16 protein-coding genes are annotated in these 19,500 nt (G+C 61.5%); 14 read left to right on the top strand and 2 right to left on the bottom strand.

Annotation, left to right across the window (positions count from 1 at the left end):
- The first annotated feature begins 157 nt into the window (after positions 1–157).
- From ACM6JM_RS04875 to hemE, 11 genes are all read left to right on the top strand, one after another.
- Entirely contained in the window at positions 158–1,222 is a 1,065-nt protein-coding gene (locus ACM6JM_RS04875; protein WP_007952389.1) for a pilus assembly protein PilM, read from the top strand.
- Positions 1,222–1,788 (top strand): PilN domain-containing protein, encoded by a 567-nt coding sequence (locus ACM6JM_RS04880; RefSeq protein ID WP_074689559.1) that lies wholly within the window; start codon positions 1,222–1,224, stop codon positions 1,786–1,788. The genes ACM6JM_RS04875 and ACM6JM_RS04880 overlap by 1 nt, the downstream gene beginning before the upstream one ends.
- Positions 1,785–2,408 (top strand): type 4a pilus biogenesis protein PilO, encoded by a 624-nt coding sequence (gene pilO, locus ACM6JM_RS04885; RefSeq protein ID WP_064382837.1) that lies wholly within the window; start codon positions 1,785–1,787, stop codon positions 2,406–2,408. The genes ACM6JM_RS04880 and pilO overlap by 4 nt, the downstream gene beginning before the upstream one ends.
- Positions 2,405–2,929: a pilus assembly protein PilP gene (locus ACM6JM_RS04890; RefSeq protein WP_039766425.1), complete on the top strand. Its 525-nt coding sequence runs from the start codon at positions 2,405–2,407 to the stop codon at positions 2,927–2,929. Before pilO ends, ACM6JM_RS04890 begins: the two co-directional genes overlap by 4 nt.
- Positions 2,930–2,943: 14 nt before the next feature.
- The gene (pilQ, locus tag ACM6JM_RS04895; protein ID WP_039766429.1) at positions 2,944–5,022 is read left to right on the top strand and encodes a type IV pilus secretin PilQ; all 2,079 of its coding nucleotides are present in this window, start codon (positions 2,944–2,946) and stop codon (positions 5,020–5,022) included.
- 4 nt (positions 5,023–5,026) lie between these two features.
- On the top strand, positions 5,027–5,545 hold the full coding sequence (aroK, locus tag ACM6JM_RS04900; protein ID WP_414881395.1) for a shikimate kinase AroK: 519 nt from the start codon (positions 5,027–5,029) through the stop codon (positions 5,543–5,545).
- A gap of 152 nt (positions 5,546–5,697) precedes the next feature.
- The gene (gene aroB, locus ACM6JM_RS04905; protein ID WP_039766431.1) at positions 5,698–6,798 is read left to right on the top strand and encodes a 3-dehydroquinate synthase; all 1,101 of its coding nucleotides are present in this window, start codon (positions 5,698–5,700) and stop codon (positions 6,796–6,798) included.
- Positions 6,799–6,808: 10 nt separating this feature from the next.
- Positions 6,809–8,410 (top strand): AAA family ATPase, encoded by a 1,602-nt coding sequence (locus ACM6JM_RS04910; protein WP_414881396.1) that lies wholly within the window; start codon positions 6,809–6,811, stop codon positions 8,408–8,410.
- Between the two features lie 350 nt (positions 8,411–8,760).
- On the top strand, positions 8,761–13,206 hold the full coding sequence (gltB, locus tag ACM6JM_RS04915) for a glutamate synthase large subunit (protein WP_414881397.1): 4,446 nt from the start codon (positions 8,761–8,763) through the stop codon (positions 13,204–13,206).
- A gap of 33 nt (positions 13,207–13,239) precedes the next feature.
- A complete protein-coding gene (locus tag ACM6JM_RS04920) occupies positions 13,240–14,658 on the top strand; it encodes an FAD-dependent oxidoreductase (protein ID WP_007909438.1) in 1,419 nt (472 codons plus the stop codon).
- A 246-nt stretch (positions 14,659–14,904) separates the two neighbouring features.
- Entirely contained in the window at positions 14,905–15,972 is a 1,068-nt protein-coding gene (gene hemE, locus ACM6JM_RS04925) for a uroporphyrinogen decarboxylase (protein WP_007968321.1), read from the top strand.
- 70 nt (positions 15,973–16,042) lie between these two features.
- Here the strand turns inward: hemE and ACM6JM_RS04930 are convergent, their stop codons facing one another.
- Positions 16,043–17,317 (bottom strand): MFS transporter, encoded by a 1,275-nt coding sequence (locus ACM6JM_RS04930; RefSeq protein ID WP_414881398.1) that lies wholly within the window; start codon positions 17,315–17,317, stop codon positions 16,043–16,045.
- A gap of 118 nt (positions 17,318–17,435) precedes the next feature.
- Between ACM6JM_RS04930 and ACM6JM_RS04935 the strand changes: the two genes are divergently transcribed.
- Complete coding sequence (locus tag ACM6JM_RS04935; protein WP_414881399.1) at positions 17,436–18,332, top strand: LysR substrate-binding domain-containing protein; 897 nt, start codon at positions 17,436–17,438, stop codon at positions 18,330–18,332.
- On the opposite strand, the gene ACM6JM_RS04940 is transcribed toward ACM6JM_RS04935, so the two are convergent.
- Positions 18,333–18,770 (bottom strand): excinuclease, encoded by a 438-nt coding sequence (locus ACM6JM_RS04940; protein WP_414881400.1) that lies wholly within the window; start codon positions 18,768–18,770, stop codon positions 18,333–18,335.
- Positions 18,771–18,888: 118 nt separating this feature from the next.
- Here ACM6JM_RS04940 and ACM6JM_RS04945 point away from each other — a divergent pair, with 118 nt between their 5' ends.
- On the top strand, positions 18,889–19,194 hold the full coding sequence (locus tag ACM6JM_RS04945; protein WP_039766452.1) for a type II toxin-antitoxin system RelE/ParE family toxin: 306 nt from the start codon (positions 18,889–18,891) through the stop codon (positions 19,192–19,194).
- On the top strand, positions 19,191–19,478 hold the full coding sequence (locus ACM6JM_RS04950) for an addiction module antidote protein (protein WP_011332089.1): 288 nt from the start codon (positions 19,191–19,193) through the stop codon (positions 19,476–19,478). Before ACM6JM_RS04945 ends, ACM6JM_RS04950 begins: the two co-directional genes overlap by 4 nt.
- Positions 19,479–19,500: the final 22 nt, after the last annotated feature.

Genomic DNA, 19,500 nt, shown 5'->3' on the forward strand with positions numbered 1-19,500 from the left:
AACGACCCGCGCCGGCAGTAAAAGGCGGAAAAAATCGCTGGGCATTATAAGCACTTTTCCGCAGGGGGCGTCATTTGCGCTTCTGTCAAGACGGGGCGAGGGAACGCAATGCGCATTACAGAGTCCGTAACTCACGGAAAGTCATAGGGAATTGGTAGTGCTAGGACTCTTCAATAAAAAGGCCAATACGTTACTGGGGATCGACATCAGCTCCACATCGGTGAAGCTGCTGGAGCTGAGCCGTCAGGGTGAGCGCTACCGGGTCGAGGCGTACGCGGTGGAGCCGTTGCCGGCGAGTGCCGTGGTAGAAAAGAACATCGCCGAACTCGAGGGCGTCGGCCAGGCCCTGTCCCGGGTGCTGGTCAAGGCGCGTACCGGGTTGAAAACCGTGGCGGTGGCGGTGGCCGGCTCGGCGGTGATCACCAAGGTCATCGAGATGGACGCCGGGCTGTCCGACGACGAACTGGAAAACCAGCTCAAGATCGAGGCCGATCAATACATTCCCTACCCGCTGGACGAGGTCGCCATCGACTTTGAAGTCCAGGGCGTTTCGCCGCGCAACCCCGAGCGGGTCAATGTACTGCTGGCCGCCTGTCGCAAGGAAAACGTCGAAGTCCGCGAAGCGGCGCTCGCTCTCGCCGGGCTGACCGCGCGGGTGGTAGATGTAGAGGCGTATGCGCTGGAGCGCTCGTTCGGTCTGCTGGCCACGCAACTGGCTGCGTCCCAGGATCGGCTGACCGTGGCCGTGGTCGACATCGGCGCCACCATGACCACCCTCAGCGTCCTGCACAATGGCCGGATCATCTACACACGCGAACAGCTGTTCGGCGGTCGGCAGTTGACCGAGGAAATCCAGCGCCGTTATGGCCTGACCCTTGAACAGGCGGGACTTGCCAAGAAGCAGGGCGGCCTGCCGGACGATTACGTCAGCGAGGTGCTGCAGCCATTTCGTGAGGCGCTGGTGCAGCAGGTGTCACGCTCCCTGCAGTTCTTTTTTGCCTCCGGCCAGTACAACGCCGTCGACCACATTCTGCTGGCCGGCGGCACGGCATCGGTGCCCGGGCTCGACCGGCTGATCGAAGAACGTTTGAACACCCCGACCCAGGTCGCCAACCCGTTTTCCGACATGGCCTTGAGCAGCAAGGTCAACGCCGGGGCTTTGGCGAGCGATGCGCCGGCCCTGATGATTGCCTGCGGGCTCGCGCTCAGGAGTTTCGACTGATGGCGCGGATCAACCTTTTACCCTGGCGCGAGGAGCGTCGCGAGGAGCGGCGCAAACGCTTCCTGCTGGTCTTGATCGGTGTGGTGGTCGGTTCGGTGGGGGCGGTGCTCATCGCTGATCAGATCATCAGCGGCGCCATTGCCCGGCAGGTTGCGCGCAATGACTACATCGGCAAGCAGATCTCCGTGGTCGACGAGAGGATCAAGCAGATTAGCGACCTCAAGGCCCATCGCCAGCAACTGGTGGAGCGCATGCGCATCATCCAGGACTTGCAGGGCAACCGGCAGATCAGCGGGCGGATCTTCGATCAGCTGGCGCGCACCTTGCCTGACGGGGTGTATTTCACCGACGTGAAAATGGTCGGCAAGACCCTGTCGATCAGCGGCGCGGCGGAATCGAACAATCGAGTGTCCGACCTGATGCGCAATCTCGACGCCTCCGACTGGTTCGATGCGCCCAACCTCAATGAAGTGAAAGCCACCACCGCTGGCCAGGTGGATCAGGCCAACGTCTTCCAACTGACCGTTCGCCAGACTCGACCCCGGCTCGAGGAGGACGACCAATGAAGCCGTCCGAGTGGCTGGACAGCCTGCGCAATGTCGATTTCAACGACCTGGACACCAGCAACATTGGCTCCTGGCCGCCTGTAGTCAAAACCCTGGCCGGCGGGCTGTTGATGGTGCTGGTCCTGGCGCTTGGCTATAACTTTTTCATCAGTGACCTGGAGAACCAGCTCGAACTCAAACGTGAGGAGGAAATCACCCTCAAGGAGCAGTTCGCGAGCAAGGCGCGCATGGCGGCCAATCTGGAGCTGTACACCCAGCAGATGAAAGAGATGGAAAACTCGTTCGGTGTGTTGTTGCGGCAATTGCCCAGTGATACCGAAGTGCCGGGGTTGCTGGAAGACATCACCCGCACCGGACTGGGCAGTGGCCTTGAGTTCGAAGAGATCAAACTGCTGCCTGAGGTTACCCAGCAGTTCTACATCGAGCTGCCCATCCAGATCACCGTGACCGGGGCCTATCACGACCTCGCGACCTTCGTCAGTGGCGTGGCCGGGCTGCCACGGATCGTCACCCTGCACGATTTCGAGCTGGCGCCAGCCAATCCTGAAGGCGGGCCGAAGCTGCGCATGAGCATCCTCGCCAAGACCTACCGCTATAACGACAAGGGGCTGCAGAAATGAGCCCGATCCGTTTTATCGCCCTGTCGGCATTGTTATTGGTGCTCGGTGGCTGTGGCGGCGATGACTTCAGCGACCTCGACGCCTACATGAATGAAGTGCGCCTGCGTCCGCCGGGCAAGATCGAGCCGACTCCGACCTTCCGCTCCTACCCGACGTTCACCTACAGCGCCGCCAACCTGCGCAGTCCGTTTTCGCGTCAGCTGCGGGTCGATCTGGCCGGACAGAAACACGGCTCGCGCGACGTGAAACCCGATCCCAACCGGGTCAAGCAATACCTCGAAGGTTTCAACATCGAGCAGTTCGAAATGGTCGGCACGATTGCCAACGCCTCCGGTTCCTTCGCCCTGCTGCGAGGCGCGGGCGGCGTCCATCGGCTCAAGGTCGGCGACTATCTGGGGCGCAACGACGGGCGCATCGTCGCCATCAGCGCTTCACAGGTCGAAGTGGTGGAAATCGTTCCCGATGGCCAGGGCGCCTGGCTTGAGCGGCCGCGCACCATTCCTTTGAAAGAGCATTCATAAGTGGAAGTCGAACAATGAACAGGATTTTCTCCACCCTCGGTTTTTCGCTATGGATAGCGCTGCTTTCGCCGATGGTACAGGCAGCCAATCTGAAGGCGCTGGACGTTGCGGCACTGCCGGGCGACCGGGTCGAGCTGAAGCTGTCGTTCGACGGCCCGCCCCCGCAGCCCAAGGGCTACACCACCGACTCGCCGGCACGGATCGCACTCGATCTGCCGGGTGTCGCCAGTCAGTTGGCAAGCAAGACCCGTGACCTGGGCAGTGGCAATGCCCGCACGGCCACGGTGGTCGAGGCCAATAATCGTACACGGCTGATCATCAGCCTGACGCAACTGGCACCGTACGACACCCGGGTCGAGGGCAATACGGTGTTCGTGGTGGTCGGGCAAGGCAGTAAAGCCGCTGCCCCACGTACGGCCGCTCGTGCACCGCGCGCAGCACCTGCGGCAGCGCCGGTCCGCACGTTTACGCCGACCGCCAGAGCCATTCGCGGCGTGGATTTCCAGCGTGGTACGGCGGGCGAGGGCAACGTGGTCATCGACTTGTCCGACCCGGCTATCGCCCCGGACATCCAGGAGCACGACGGCAAGATCATCCTCAATTTCGCCCGTACCCAATTGCCAGAACCGCTGCGGGTGCGCCTCGACGTCAAGGACTTCGCCACCCCGGTGCAGTTCGTCAATGCCGGGGTCAGCGGTGATCGAGCGACGATCACCGTCGAACCCAGCGGTACTTTCGACTATTCCACTTACCAGACCGACAACAAGCTGACCGTCAGCATCCGGCCGTTGACCGTCGATGACCTGCAAAAACGCAACGCCGACCGCAACAGCTATAACGGCGAAAAGCTCTCGCTCAACTTTCAGGACATCGATGTGCGTTCGGTGCTGCAACTGATCGCCGACTTCACCAACCTTAATCTGGTGGCCAGCGATACGGTGCAGGGCGGGATCACCTTGCGCCTGCAGAACGTGCCGTGGGATCAGGCGCTGGATCTGGTGCTCAAGACCAAAGGCCTGGACAAGCGCAAGGTCGGCAACGTGTTGCTGGTGGCGCCGGCCGATGAAATCGCTGCGCGTGAGCGGCAGGAACTGGAATCGCAGAAACAGATCGCCGAACTGGCGCCGCTGCGTCGTGAGCTGTTGCAGGTGAACTACGCCAAGGCCGCGGACATCGCCAAGCTGTTCCAGTCGGTCACCAGCGCCGAGGCCAAGGTCGACGAACGGGGTTCGATCACCGTCGATGAGCGCACCAACAACATCATTGCCTACCAGACCCAGGATCGCCTCGACGAACTGCGGCGGATTGTGGCGCAGCTGGATATTCCGGTGCGTCAGGTGATGATCGAGGCACGGATCGTCGAGGCCAACGTCGATTACGACAAGAGCTTGGGCGTGCGCTGGGGCGGTTCGATTCAGAACAAGGGCAACTGGAACACTTCCGGGGTCAGCAACGGTTCGTCGACCACCATTGGAACGCCGGGCAGCACCAGCACCAACTCGCCGTTCGTCGACATGGGCACGGTCAACAACACGTCCGGGATCGGCATCGCGTTCATCACTGACAACGTCTTGCTCGACCTTGAACTGACCGCGATGGAGAAGACCGGCAACGGCGAAATCGTCTCGCAGCCCAAGGTGGTCACCTCCGACAAGGAAACCGCGAAGATCCTCAAGGGCACCGAGATTCCGTACCAGGAAGCCAGCTCTAGCGGCGCTACGTCGGTGTCCTTCAAGGAGGCGTCGCTGTCGCTGGAAGTGACGCCGCAGATCACCCCGGACAACCGCATCATCATGGAGGTCAAGGTCACCAAGGACGAACCGGACTACCTGAACAAAGTGCAGGATGTACCGCCGATCAAGAAAAACGAGGTCAATGCCAAGGTGCTGGTGAACGACGGCGAGACCATCGTGATTGGGGGCGTGTTCTCAAATACTCAAAGCAAGGTTGTAGATAAGGTGCCATTTCTTGGCGATGTGCCGTATCTTGGCCGCCTTTTCCGGCGTGATGTGGTTTCGGAGAAAAAATCCGAGCTGCTGGTATTTCTCACTCCGCGTATCATGAATAACCAGGCGATTGCTGTGAGTCGTTGATTCTGTGCGAAATTTGATTCTTGTAGGACCGATGGGGGCTGGAAAAAGCACCATCGGCCGATTACTGGCCAAAGAGCTGCGCCTGCCGTTCAAGGATTCCGACAAGGAAATTGAACTGCGTACGGGCGCCAATATTCCGTGGATCTTCGACAAGGAAGGCGAGCCCGGCTTTCGTGACCGTGAGCAGGCGATGATCGCCGAGCTGTGCGCGTTCGACGGCGTGGTGCTGGCGACCGGCGGCGGCGCGGTGATGCGCGATGCCAACCGCAAGGCCCTGCACGAGGGCGGGCGGGTGGTGTATCTGCACGCCTCCGTCGAACAGCAAGTCGGCCGCACCTCTCGCGACCGCAACCGGCCGTTGTTGCGCACTGCCAATCCGGAGAAAACCTTGCGCGATCTGCTGGCGATCCGTGATCCGCTTTATCGGGAAGTCGCCGACTTGGTGGTGGAAACCGACGAGCGGCCACCGCGCATGGTCGTGCTCGATATTCTCGACCGCCTGGCGCAGCTTCCGCCCCGTTAAAGCATTGCTCGAAATGCGCTATCCTCGGCGTCCTGTCACAGCCCGCCGAGGTTGTGGCGGATGGCGTGCGAGCGGCGTCATACCCGCTACAGGCCGCAGACAACCAATAATTCAGGGCAGGACGCCTGCTTCCATCTTCACTGTGGGGACACATGCAGACACTCAAGGTCGACCTAGGCGAGCGCAGCTACCCGATTCACATTGGCGAGGGACTGCTGGACCAGCCAGATCTGTTGGCCCCGCATATCCATGGGCGGCAAGTGGCAATCATCTCCAACGAGACCGTTGCGCCGCTCTATCTCGAGCGTCTGACCCGGAGCCTGGCGCAGTTTTCAGTGGTTTCCGTGGTGTTGCCCGACGGCGAAGCCTTCAAGAACTGGGAAACCCTGCAACTGATCTTCGACGGCCTGCTGACCGCCCGTCATGACCGCCGCACCACGGTGATCGCCCTCGGTGGTGGCGTGATCGGCGACATGGCCGGTTTCGCGGCCGCCTGCTACCAGCGCGGCGTCGATTTCATCCAGATTCCTACCACGCTGCTGTCCCAGGTCGATTCGTCGGTGGGCGGCAAGACCGGGATCAACCATCCGCTGGGCAAGAACATGGTTGGCGCGTTCTATCAGCCGAACGTGGTGCTGATCGATACTGCGTCCCTGAAAACCCTGCCAGCGCGCGAGCTGTCGGCCGGCCTGGCGGAAGTCATCAAGTACGGCCTGATCTGCGACGAGCCGTTCCTGACCTGGCTCGAAGACAATGTCGACGCCCTGCGTGCACTGGATCAAACGGCCCTGACCTATGCCATCGAGCGCTCTTGCGCCGCCAAGGCTGCAGTGGTCGGCGCCGATGAGAAGGAAACCGGTGTACGGGCCACACTCAACCTCGGCCACACCTTTGGCCACGCCATCGAAACCCACATGGGCTATGGTGTCTGGTTGCATGGCGAAGCGGTCGCTGCTGGCACCGTGATGGCGCTGGAAATGTCCGCGCGTCTGGGCTGGATCAGCGAGCAGGAGCGTGATCGCGGCATTCGCCTGTTCCAGCGGGCCGGTCTGCCGGTGATCCCGCCGGAAGAGATGACCGAAGCCGATTTTCTTGAACACATGGCAATTGACAAAAAAGTGATCGACGGTCGCTTGCGCCTGGTGCTGCTGCGCCGGATGGGCGAAGCGGTGGTGACCGACGATTATCCGAAAGAGGTTCTACAGGCCACGCTGGGAGCGGATTACCGCGCTCTGGCTCAGCTTAAAGGTTAATAAGATTCCGATGACTAGTTTGCATGCCGACGAGGCGTTCCTCGGCCATTTCCAGTTAAGTCACGACCCTTTCGCGCCGCGGGTGCCGGGCTTCAAGTTCTTCCCGGCCCAGCGCAAGCCGGTGCTGGGTCAGCTGCATCACCTGGCGCGTTACAGCCAGTTGCTGCTGGTGGTCACCGGCCCGCAGGGCAGCGGCAAGACCCTGCTGCGCCAAGCGCTGGTTGCCAGCACCAACAAGCAATCGGTGCAGAGCGTCGTCGTTTCCGCCCGTGGCGCCGGCGATGCCGCCGGTGTGCTGCGCCAGATCGCCCAGGCGCTGGACGTGGCGCAGGCCGAGGTCGGGGCGATCCTCGATCAGGTCGTGCAGCTCGCGCTGACCGGTCAGGAGGTCTATCTGCTGGTGGACGATGCCGAGCAGCTCGACGAGTCCGCGCTTGAAGCGCTGATGGCGCTGGGCGCCGGCGCGCCGGAAGGCCGCCCGCACGTGTTCCTGTTCGGTGAGTCGTCGCTGATCGCCCAGCTCGAGGCTTTGCACCTTGAGGAAGAGCGCTTCCACGTCATCGAATTGCAGCCGTACACCGAAGAAGAAACCCGCGAGTATCTCGACCAGCGTCTCGAAGGCGCGGGCCGGGGTGTCGAACTTTTCACCGCGGATCAGATCTCTGATATTCACGAAAGCTCCGAGGGTTGGCCCGGCAACATCAACCAGGTCGCTCGCGATGCTCTGATCGAAGTCATGATTGCCAGCCGCTCTGCGGTCAAGCGTCCAAGTATGGGGTTCAACATGCCGAAGAAACACGTATTGGCGATTTCCGCCGTCGTTGTGGTCGCGGTCGCTGCCGCCTGGCTGATGCCGGGTCGCAACAAGGCACCGACCAGCGGTGCGCCGGCCAACGAGCAGGCGCAACTGCCATTGGGCCAGGGCACACCGCAGGCGGGTGGCGCGCCGTCCGTCGAATTCAACGGCAATACCCAGCCGATGCCGCTGCCGCTGGTCGGCAACTCGCAACCGGTAATGCGCGGTCCGCTGGCTGAAGCGGCGGGTGGTATCACCGAGGGCGACGACGGTGTGCCGGTCGAAGGCTCCAGCAACACGCCACCGACCGTGACGACTACCGCGCCACCCGCGGGCGTTCAGGCCGGCCCTGCGCCGACCCCGGTTCCGGTTCCGGCCCCGGCGGCCAAACCGACCCCGGCACCGACCCAGGTCGCTACCGCCAAGCCTGCTCCGGCCGCTCCAGTGGCCAAACCGGCTCCGGCACCTGCCAAGCCCGTTGCCGCCGCCAAACCTGCCGAGAAGCCGGTCACCGTCGCCAAGGCCGCCGGTGGCAGCTGGTACGCCGGTCAGCCGACCAGCAACTACGTGGTGCAGATCCTCGGCACCAGCTCCGAAGCGACCGCGCAAAGCTTCGTCAAGGAGCAGGGCGGCGAGTACCGTTATTTCAAGAAAGTCCTCAACGGCAAGCCTCTCTACGTGATCACCTACGGCAACTTCGCCAATCGTGATGCAGCCGTTTCTGCCATCAAGGCCTTGCCAGCGAAGGTTCAGGCTGGTAAACCTTGGCCTCGCACTGTCGCCAGCGTCCAACAGGAACTGGCAACAACTCGCTGAAGATTCGGCGGCCTTACCCAGGCCGCCTCTCCAAGCACCTCAAAATCTCTACAAGTGCGCGCCGTCTCTACAGACCGCGTGCCTTGTGGTGTCTGCGTCACAGTAGTCTTTGAGTCGTTGCGGTCAAAATTAAAAAAGTTTTGACTAGCACAGCAGATCGCTTTAAACCTTTCACAAATGCGACATGAATTTGCGACATTTCGTCGTCAAATTTGTGAGCCTCTGTGTCGCTGTGTACAATGACCACCCTTTTGCCCCCGCAAAGCCGGCGTACGTTCGGCGCGGCAAGCAAGTGGTTGAATTGAAAAGAAATTTGCCTCGTTAAGAGGCAGCCTGGTGAGAAAGTGTCTATGAAAGCAGGTCTGTACCAACCAGATGAATTCAAGGATAACTGCGGTTTCGGCCTGATAGCCCATATGCAGGGCGAACCCAGTCATACCCTTTTGCAAACGGCCATCGAGGCCCTGACCTGCATGACCCACCGCGGTGGGATTAATGCCGACGGCAAGACCGGTGACGGTTGCGGTCTGCTGATTCAAAAACCCGACGCCTTCCTGCGTGCCATTGCCCAGGAAGCCTTCCGCGTCGAGCTGCCCAAGCAATATGCCGTGGGCATGGTCTTCTTCAATCAGGATCCGGCCAAGGCCGAAGCCGCTCGCGAGAACATGAACCGCGAGATCCTGGCCGAAGGCCTGCAACTGATCGGCTGGCGCAAAGTGCCGATCGACACCAGCGTCCTCGGCCGCCTGGCCCTTGAGCGCCTGCCGCAAATCGAGCAGGTGTACATCGGCGGCGAAGGCCTGAGCGATCAGGACATGGCGGTCAAGCTGTTCAGCGCCCGTCGTCGCTCGTCCGTGGCCAATGCCGCCGACACCGACCACTACATCTGCAGCTTTTCCCACAAGACCATCATCTATAAAGGCCTGATGATGCCGGCCGACCTGGCCGCGTTTTATCCGGACCTGGGTGACCAGCGCCTGCAAACCGCAATCTGCGTGTTCCACCAGCGCTTCTCCACCAACACCCTGCCGAAATGGCCGCTGGCTCAGCCATTCCGCTTCCTCGCCCACAACGGCGAGATCAACACCATCACCGGCAACCGCAACTGGGCTCAGGCCCGTCGCACCAAGTTCACCAACGATCTGATGGATCTGGAAGAACTCGGCCCACTGGTCAACCGCGTCGGTTCCGACTCCTCGAGCATGGACAACATGCTCGAACTGATGGTCACCGGCGGCATCGACCTGTTCCGTGGCGTGCGGATGATCATTCCGCCAGCGTGGCAGAACGTTGAAACCATGGACCCGGATCTGCGTGCGTTCTACGAGTACAACTCGATGCACATGGAGCCGTGGGACGGTCCGGCCGGCGTGGTCATGACCGACGGTCGCTACGCGGTGTGCCTGCTCGACCGTAACGGTCTGCGCCCGGCGCGCTGGGTCACCACCAAGAACGGTTTCATCACCCTGGCTTCGGAAATCGGCGTCTGGAACTACCAGCCTGAAGACGTGCTCGCCAAGGGCCGTGTCGGCCCGGGCCAGATCTTCGCCGTGGACACCGAAACCGGGCAGATCCTCGACACCGACGCGATCGACAATCGTCTGAAATCCCGTCATCCGTACAAGCAATGGCTGCGCAAGAATGCCCTGCGCATCCAGGCGACCATGGAAGACAACGATCACGGTTCGGCTTTCTACGACGTCGATCAGCTCAAGCAATACATGAAGATGTATCAGGTCACGTTCGAAGAGCGCGATCAGGTACTGCGTCCGCTTGGCGAGCAAGGCTACGAAGCCGTCGGCTCGATGGGCGACGACACGCCGATGGCCGTGCTGTCCCAGCGCGTGCGCACGCCGTACGACTATTTCCGTCAGCAGTTCGCACAGGTGACCAACCCGCCGATCGACCCGCTGCGTGAAGCGATCGTGATGTCGCTGGAAATCTGCCTCGGTGCCGAGCGCAACATCTTCCAGGAATCGCCGGAACACGCCTCGCGCGTGATCCTCAGCTCGCCGGTCATTTCCCCGGCCAAGTGGCGTTCGCTGATGAACCTCGACCGTCCGGGCTTCGAGCGGCAGATCATCGACCTCAACTACGACGAAAGCGTCGGCCTCGAAGCGGCGATCCGTAACGTCGCCGATCAGGCTGAAGAAGCCGTGCGTGCCGGTCGTACCCAGATCGTTCTGAGCGACCGTCATATCGCTCCGGGCAAACTGCCGATCCACGCTTCGCTGGCCACCGGCGCGGTGCACCACCGCCTGACCGAAAAAGGCCTGCGCTGCGACTCCAACATCCTGGTTGAAACCGCCACCGCACGGGATCCGCACCACTTCGCGGTGCTGATCGGCTTTGGCGCCTCAGCGGTCTATCCGTTCCTCGCGTACGAAGTGCTGGGCGACCTGATCCGTACCGGTGAAGTCCTGGGCGACCTCTACGAGGTGTTCAAGAACTACCGCAAAGGCATCACCAAAGGTCTGTTGAAGATCCTGTCGAAGATGGGCATCTCGACCATCGCGTCGTATCGCGGTGCTCAGTTGTTCGAAGCGATCGGTCTTTCCGAGGAAGTCTGCGAGCTGAGCTTCCGTGGCGTGCCGAGCCGCATCAAGGGTGCGCGTTTCGTCGACATCGAAGCCGAACAGAAAGCACTGGCCACCGAAGCCTGGAGTCCGCGCAAGCCGATCCAGCAGGGCGGTCTGCTGAAGTTCGTCCACGGTGGCGAATATCACGCGTACAACCCGGACGTGGTCAACACCCTGCAAGCCGCCGTGCAGCAGGGCGACTACGCCAAATTCAAGGAATACACCTCGCTGGTGGACAACCGTCCGGTGTCGATGATCCGCGACCTGTTCAAGGTCAAGACCCTCGACACCCCGCTGGACATCAGTGAAGTCGAGCCGCTGGAGTCGGTGCTCAAGCGCTTCGACTCCGCCGGTATCTCGCTGGGCGCCCTGTCGCCGGAAGCTCACGAAGCCCTGGCCGAAGCCATGAACCGCCTCGGTGCGCGTTCCAACTCCGGCGAAGGCGGCGAAGACCCGGCGCGCTACGGCACCATCAAGAGCTCGAAAATCAAGCAGGTCGCGACCGGCCGTTTCGGTGTGACCCCGGAATACCTGGTCAACGCCGAAGTGCTGCAGATCAAGGTCGCCCAGGGCGCCAAGCCGGGCGAGGGCGGGCAACTGCCGGGCGGTAAAGTGAACGGGCTGATCGCCAAACTGCGTTACGCAGTGCCGGGCGTGACCCTGATTTCGCCACCGCCGCACCACGACATCTATTCGATCGAAGACTTGTCGCAGCTGATCTTCGACCTGAAACAGGTCAACCCGAAGGCACTGGTTTCGGTGAAACTCGTGGCTGAAGCGGGCGTCGGCACCATCGCTGCCGGTGTGGCCAAGGCCTATGCGGACTTGATCACCATCTCCGGCTACGACGGTGGCACCGGTGCTTCGCCGCTGACCTCGATCAAATACGCTGGCGCTCCGTGGGAACTCGGCCTGGCCGAAACCCACCAGACCCTGCGCGGCAACGACCTGCGCGGCAAGGTTCGGGTACAGACCGACGGCGGCCTGAAGACCGGCCTCGACGTGATCAAGGCTGCGATCCTCGGCGCCGAAAGTTTCGGCTTCGGTACCGCGCCAATGATCGCGCTGGGCTGCAAATACCTGCGTATCTGCCACCTGAACAACTGCGCCACCGGCGTCGCGACCCAGAACGAGAAGCTGCGCAAGGATCACTACATCGGCACCGTCGACATGGTGGTGAATTTCTTCACCTACGTCGCCGAAGAAACCCGTGAGTGGCTGGCCAAGCTGGGCGTGCGTTCCCTCGAAGAGCTGATCGGCCGCACCGATCTGCTGGAAATCCTCGAAGGCCAGACCGCCAAGCAGCATCACCTGGATCTGACCCCGCTGCTGGGCAGCGATCACATCCCGGCGGACAAGCCTCAGTTCTGCGGCGTCGAGCGCAACCCGCCCTTCGACCAGGGCCTGCTGGCCGAGAAAATGGTCGAGATGGCGACGTCGGCGATCAACGATCTCAGTGGCGCCGAGTTCGATCTGGATATCTGCAACTGCGACCGTTCGATCGGCGCGCGGATCTCCGGCGAAATCGCGCGCAAGCACGGCAACCAGGGTATGGCCAACGCGCCGATCACCTTCCGCTTCAAGGGCACGGCGGGCCAGAGCTTCGGCGTGTGGAACGCCGGTGGTCTGAACATGTACCTGGAAGGCGATGCCAACGACTACGTCGGCAAAGGCATGACCGGCGGCAAACTGGTCATCGTGCCGCCGAAGGGCAGCGTTTATAAGACTCAGGAAAGCGCCATTATCGGCAACACCTGCCTGTACGGCGCCACCGGCGGCAAGCTGTTCGCCGCCGGCACCGCAGGCGAGCGTTTCGCCGTGCGCAACTCCGGTGCCCACACAGTTGTGGAAGGCACTGGCGATCACTGCTGTGAGTACATGACCGGTGGTTTTGTCTGCGTTCTGGGCAAGACCGGTTACAACTTCGGCTCTGGCATGACCGGCGGTTTCGCCTACGTGCTCGACCAGGACAACACCTTCGTTGACCGGGTCAACCACGAACTGGTGGAAATCCAGCGGATCAGCGGCGAGGCGATGGAAGCCTATCGCAGCCACCTGCAGAACGTGCTGAACGAGTACGTCGCGGAAACCGACAGCGAGTGGGGTCGTGAACTCGCCGAGAACCTCGATGACTACTTGCGCCGTTTCTGGCTGGTCAAGCCGAAGGCTGCCAACCTGAAGTCGTTGCTTTCCAGCACCCGTGCCAACCCGCAGTGATATGCGCCTGAAGAGTTTGATGAGGTTTTAACAATGGCTGAACGTCTGAATAACGACTTCCAGTTCATCGATGTCGGGCGCAAGGATCCGAAGAAGAAACTGTTGCGTCAACGCAAGAAAGAGTTCGTGGAAATCTACGAACCGTTCAAACCCCAGCAGTCGGCCGACCAGGCCCACCGCTGCCTGGGTTGCGGCAACCCGTATTGCGAATGGAAGTGCCCGGTGCACAACTTCATTCCGAACTGGCTGAAGCTGGTGGCCGAGGGCAACATCCTCCAGGCCGCCGAGCTGTCGCACCAGACCAACACCCTGCCGGAAGTCTGCGGCCGGGTGTGCCCGCAGGATCGTCTGTGCGAGGGTGCCTGCACCCTTAACGACGGCTTCGGCGCGGTGACCATCGGTTCGGTCGAGAAGTACATCACCGACACCGCGTTCGCCATGGGCTGGCGCCCGGACATGTCCAAGGTCAAACCGACCGGCAAGCGTGTAGCGATCATCGGCGCAGGCCCGGCGGGTCTGGGTTGCGCCGACGTGCTGGTGCGTGGCGGCGTGACTCCCGTGGTGTTCGACAAGAACCCGGAAATCGGCGGTCTGCTGACCTTCGGCATCCCCGAGTTCAAGCTTGAGAAGACCGTGCTGAGCAATCGCCGTGAAGTCTTCACCGGCATGGGCATCGAATTCCGCCTCAACACCGAGGTCGGCAAGGACGTGACCATGGAACAACTGCTCGCCGAATACGATGCCGTGTTCATGGGCATGGGCACCTACACCTACATGAAGGGCGGTTTTGCCGGTGAGGATCTGCCGGGCGTTTATGACGCGCTGGATTTCCTGATCGCCAACGTCAACCGCAACCTGGGCTTTGAAAAGTCGCCGGAAGATTTCGTCGACATGAAGGGCAAGAAGGTTGTGGTGCTGGGCGGCGGCGACACGGCGATGGACTGCAACCGCACGTCGATCCGCCAGGGCGCCAAATCGGTGACCTGCGCCTATCGTCGTGACGAAGCGAACATGCCTGGCTCGCGCAAAGAGGTGAAAAACGCCAAGGAAGAAGGCGTGAAATTCCTCTACAACCGCCAGCCGATCGCCATCGTCGGCGAGGACAAGGTCGAAGGCGTGAAAGTGGTCGAGACCCGTCTCGGCGAACCGGACGCCCGTGGCCGTCGCAGCCCAGAGCCGATCCCGGGCTCCGAAGAGATCATCCCGGCCGACGCCGTGGTCATCGCTTTCGGTTTCCGCCCGAGCCCGGCGCCATGGTTCGAGCAGTTCGAGATTCAGACCGACAGCCAGGGCCGCGTCGTTGCGCCCGAGCAAGGTCAGTACAAGCACCAGACCAGCAACCCGAAAATCTTCGCCGGTGGCGACATGGTGCGCGGTTCCGACCTGGTGGTGACGGCGATCTTCGAAGGCCGCAATGCAGCGGAAGGGATCCTCGACTACCTGGGCGTCTAAACCTTCCTCTGATCGTTCCCACGTCGAGGCGTCGAACCGTCTGCGTGGGAATGCCTCCCGGGACGCTCTGCGTCCCAAAAGGCGTGACGCGGAGCGTCACTGGCGGCATTACCACGCGGAGCGTGGGAACGATCTTCTGTGAAAAATACGCGACAAATTGACCCGATAGACAAAAGGCTGACCTGCATCCGTGCCTTTTGCGTCGCGCTCTGAGAAAATGCCCGCACTTTTTTTCCGGATGCCGACATGACTGCCCTGAAGAACGACCGTTTCCTCCGCGCCCTGCTCAAGCAACCCGTAGACGTCACCCCTGTGTGGATGATGCGCCAGGCCGGCCGCTACCTGCCGGAATACCGCGCCAGCCGCGCCCAGGCCGGTGATTTCATGAGCCTGTGCATGAATCCGGAATTCGCCTGCGAAGTCACGCTGCAACCGCTGGACCGCTATCCGCAACTGGACGCGGCGATCCTGTTCTCCGACATCCTCACCATTCCCGATGCCATGGGCCAGGGCCTGTACTTCGAGACCGGTGAAGGTCCGCGCTTCAAGAAAGTCGTCAGCACCCTGGCCGACATCGAAGCCCTGCCGATCCCCGATCCGCACAAAGACCTCGGTTACGTGATGGACGCGGTCAGCACCATCCGCCGCGAACTGAACGGCCGCGTGCCGCTGATCGGTTTCTCAGGCAGCCCCTGGACCCTCGCCACGTACATGGTCGAAGGCGGCTCGTCGAAAGACTTCCGCAAGACCAAGGCGATGCTCTACGACAACCCGCAAGCCATGCACCTGCTGCTGGACAAGCTGGCGCAGTCGGTGACTTCGTACCTCAACGGCCAGATCCAGGCCGGTGCGCAAGCGGTGCAGATCTTCGATACTTGGGGCGGCAACCTGTCCGCGGCGGCGTACCAAGAGTTCTCCCTGGCCTACATGAAGAAAATCGTCAGCGGCCTGATCCGCGAGCACGACGGTCGCAAAGTGCCGGTGATCCTGTTCACCAAGAACGGCGGCCTGTGGCTGGAAAGCATCGCCGAGGCCGGCGCTGACGCACTGGGCCTGGACTGGACCTGCGACATCGGCAACGCCCGCGCCCGCGTGGGTGACAAGGTCGCGCTGCAAGGCAACATGGACCCGACCGTGCTCTACGCCAAGCCGGAAGCGATCCGCACCGAAGTCGGGCGCATCCTCGCCAGCTACGGCAAGGGCAGCGGCCACGTGTTCAACCTCGGCCATGGCATCACGCCGGAAGTCGATCCGGAGCACGCTGGCGCGTTCCTGCGTGCGGTGCACGAGTTGTCGGCGCAGTATCACGAGTAATCGGCGCTCAGCTCTAAGGGTAGAAAACAAAAACGCCCGGCTTATGCCGGGCGTTTTTTGTGGGCGCGAATCAGGCTTTGACGCCACCCAGCGGCGGCAACTTCGCCAGCTTCAACGCCACCAACAGCGCCACCAGCAACAGCGCGCCGATGAACAACCCGATCCCGTTCCATCCCGCCAGGTGCCAGAACACCCCGCCCGCCGTCCCCGCGATGCTCGACCCGGCGTAATAGCTGAACAGGTACAACGACGACGCCTGGCCCTTGGCCTTGAGCGCCCGGCGGCCGATCCAGCTGCTGGCGACCGAGTGGGCGGCGAAGAAGCCGAAGGTGAAGATCAGCATGCCGATGATCACCAGCGGCAGCGGTGTGAACATCGTCAGGGCGAGGCCGGCGAACATCAGGGCGATGGTCGCCCAGAGCACTTTGCGGCGGCCCAGTTTGTCGGCCAGCGAACCGATTTTTGCCGAGCTGTAGATGCCCGACAGATACACCACCGATAGCAGCCCCACAAACACCTGATCCATGTGGTACGGCTCGGCCAGCAGGCGGTAACCGATGTAGTTGAACAGGGTGACGAACGCGCCCATCAGCACAAACGCCTCAAGGAACAGCAATGGCAGGCCGGCATCGCGAAAGTGCATGGTGAAGCCGTCGAGCAGGCTGCGCGGGTGCAGCGAGCGGGAGCGGAAGTTGCGCGACTCCGGCAGGATTTTCCAGAACACCGCCGCTGCGATCAGCGCCAGGCCGCCAATCACCATCATCGCCGTGTGCCAGCTGACGAAGTCGATCAGCACACCGGTGATCAACCGCCCGCTCATGCCGCCAATCGCGTTGCCGCCGATGTACAGACCCATCGCCAGGCCGATGTGCTGCGGATGGATTTCCTCGCTCAGGTAAGTCATGGCCACCGCCGCCAGGCCACTCAATGACAGCCCGATCAGCGCACGCATGATCAGTACGCCGTGCCAGCTCGGCATCATCGAACTGGCGATGGTGCACAGCGCCGCGGCGAACAGTGCGGCGACCATCACCGGTTTGCGCCCGACCCGATCGGAAATCGGGCCGGTGATCAGCAGACCGAACGCCAGCATGCCGGTGGACACCGACAGGATCAGGCTGCTCTGCGCGGCGTTGATCGAATATTCGTGGGACAGCAGCGGCATCATCGGCTGAACGCAGTACAGCAGGGCGAAGGTGGCGAAGCCGCCGCTGAACAGCGCGAGTACCGTGCGCATGAACGCGGGCGTGCCTTTCTCGATGTAGATCTCTTGCAGTTCGGTCAGCACATCGTCCGCCGCAGCGGGCGGAACTTCATGGGCCAGTGGAGCGACGGCGGTTTTCACATCAGACCTCGGAGGGCGCGGGCAGGCAGGCAATGAAAAAATCATATAGCTGGCTAATGTTTCTATCCAATATATTGTTCGACCTGTTTGATAGCTTTCACGACCTAATGGGGTGCCCATGGAATTACGTCATCTGCGCTACTTCATCGCCGTCGCCGAAGAACTGCACTTCGGCCGGGCCGCACAGGTGCTGGGCATCTCCCAGCCACCGCTGAGCCAGCAGATTCAGGCGCTGGAACAGGAAGTCGGTGCACGGCTTTTCGAGCGTACCAATCGTCGGGTCGAACTCAGCGAGGCCGGGCGACTGTTTCTGGAGGAAGCGCGGCTGGTGCTCGCCCAAGTCGATAAAGCGGCGGACGTGGCCCGCCGGGCGCAACTCGGTGAACTAGGGGAATTGAAGATCGGCTTCACCTCCTCGGCGCCTTTCAACTCGACCATTCCCCAGGCGATTTTTTCCTTCCGACAGCGCTTCCCGGCGGTGCACCTGAATCTGCGCGAGATGAGCAGCACCATGGTCGCCGACGCGTTGGTGGACGAATCGATCGAAGTCGGCATCATGCGTCCGCTGGGTTTGCCGGATTCACTGAGCGTGGTCGAACTCACACGCGAGCCGCTGGTGGCCGTGCTCAGTTCCAAGCATCCGTTGGCGCAGGGCACTGAAGAGGGGCTGTTCCTTTCGGCGCTGGCGCTTGAACCGTTCGTGTTCTTCCCGCGCAGCTACGGCAGCGGTCTGTATTCACAGTTGATCAGCCTGGCCCGTGATGCCGGGTTCAGTCCGCACTTCGCCCAGGAGGCCGGCGAGGCCATGACCATCATCGGTCTGGTGGCAGCCGGTCTGGGCGTGTCGGTGATGCCGGCCTCGTATCAGCGGATGCGCATCGACGGTGTGGTCTATCGGCCGCTGCTCGATCCCGAGGCCGTGACGGCGGTGTGGCTGGTGCAGCGCAAGGATCAGAAATCGCCGATGGCCAAGGCGTTTGTCGAACTGCTCACGCGCAAGGTCGAAGCCGGTTGATCAGGGCAGCCGAACCAGATCCCCCTTCAACGCCACCCGCGTCACAAACACCCCGGCCCGACACTCGTAAGTGTTCAGATCCTTGCGCACATGCTGGTCGTAATAGCTGACGATATTGGTCACCGCATTCGCCCCGACACGCTTGGCCTCGGCCTGCAGCGCAATCAGATTCGACTGCAACACCCACTCGCAGGAGTCGTGATCGCTCTTGTTGAAGCCGTTGGTCTTCAGATCGCTGACCACCCCGCGCCGCAACAACCGCTGAGTGCCCTGAGGCCCGTTGCCGACCAGATAAAACTTCACACTGCCATCCAGCCGCCCGGCGCGCATTGCATCCGACACGACTGTTTCGAACGGCATGTACATCAGATTGGTGGCGTGGCTGGCGCTGGGCAGCAGGCCGAGAAGGGCGGCGGTGATCAGGGCTTTCGGTTGCATGGTCGTCTCCTTGACGTAACGCGCAGCAAATCACGGGTATGACGAGTGTAGACGCCGTATATCGGACAGAGAGAAGTCCATGTAGAGTGCGTGTAGCTCAACGGCTACACTTGCGACCATGACTGAGATACTTCGAAGCTCCACATTCTCGAGCTGGCTTGTGAAGCTGGCTGATAGTCGCGCCAGGATGCGTATTCAGGTGCGAATTGATCGTATGGCTGAAGGAAACTTCGGTGATGTCAAAGCCATTGGCGAAGGGATCAGCGAAGCCCGAATTGACTATGGCCCGGGATATCGGGTCTATTTCATGCAGCAAGGTCGTCAGCTGGTCATCCTCCTTTGTGGTGGAGACAAGAGCAGTCAATCTCGAGACATCAAGCAAGCCAGGCTCATCGCGGAATCCTGGCAGGAGCAAAACCCATGACCGAACAATTCACTCGTTGGGACTCAGCCGAGTACCTCAAGACAGAAGAGGACATGGCCAACTATCTGGATGCCTGCATGGAAGAGGCGGGGGATGACCCGGCTTTTATTGCCAAGGCACTTGGCACTATCGCTCGGGCGCGTGGCATGACCCAGGTCGCACGGGATGCGGGGCTATCAAGGGAAAGTCTTTATCGCGCACTGTCAGGCGAGGTAAATCCCGAGTTTGGAACGATCCTCAAAGTCATGAAAGCGCTGGGGCTGAAGTTGCATGCCAGCACATGATCTGAATTGAAAAGGGCGCCGA

Origin of the sequence: Pseudomonas sp. IT-P2 (assembly GCF_949767575.1) — a bacterium.
GTDB lineage: Bacteria > Pseudomonadota > Gammaproteobacteria > Pseudomonadales > Pseudomonadaceae > Aquipseudomonas > Aquipseudomonas pharyngis.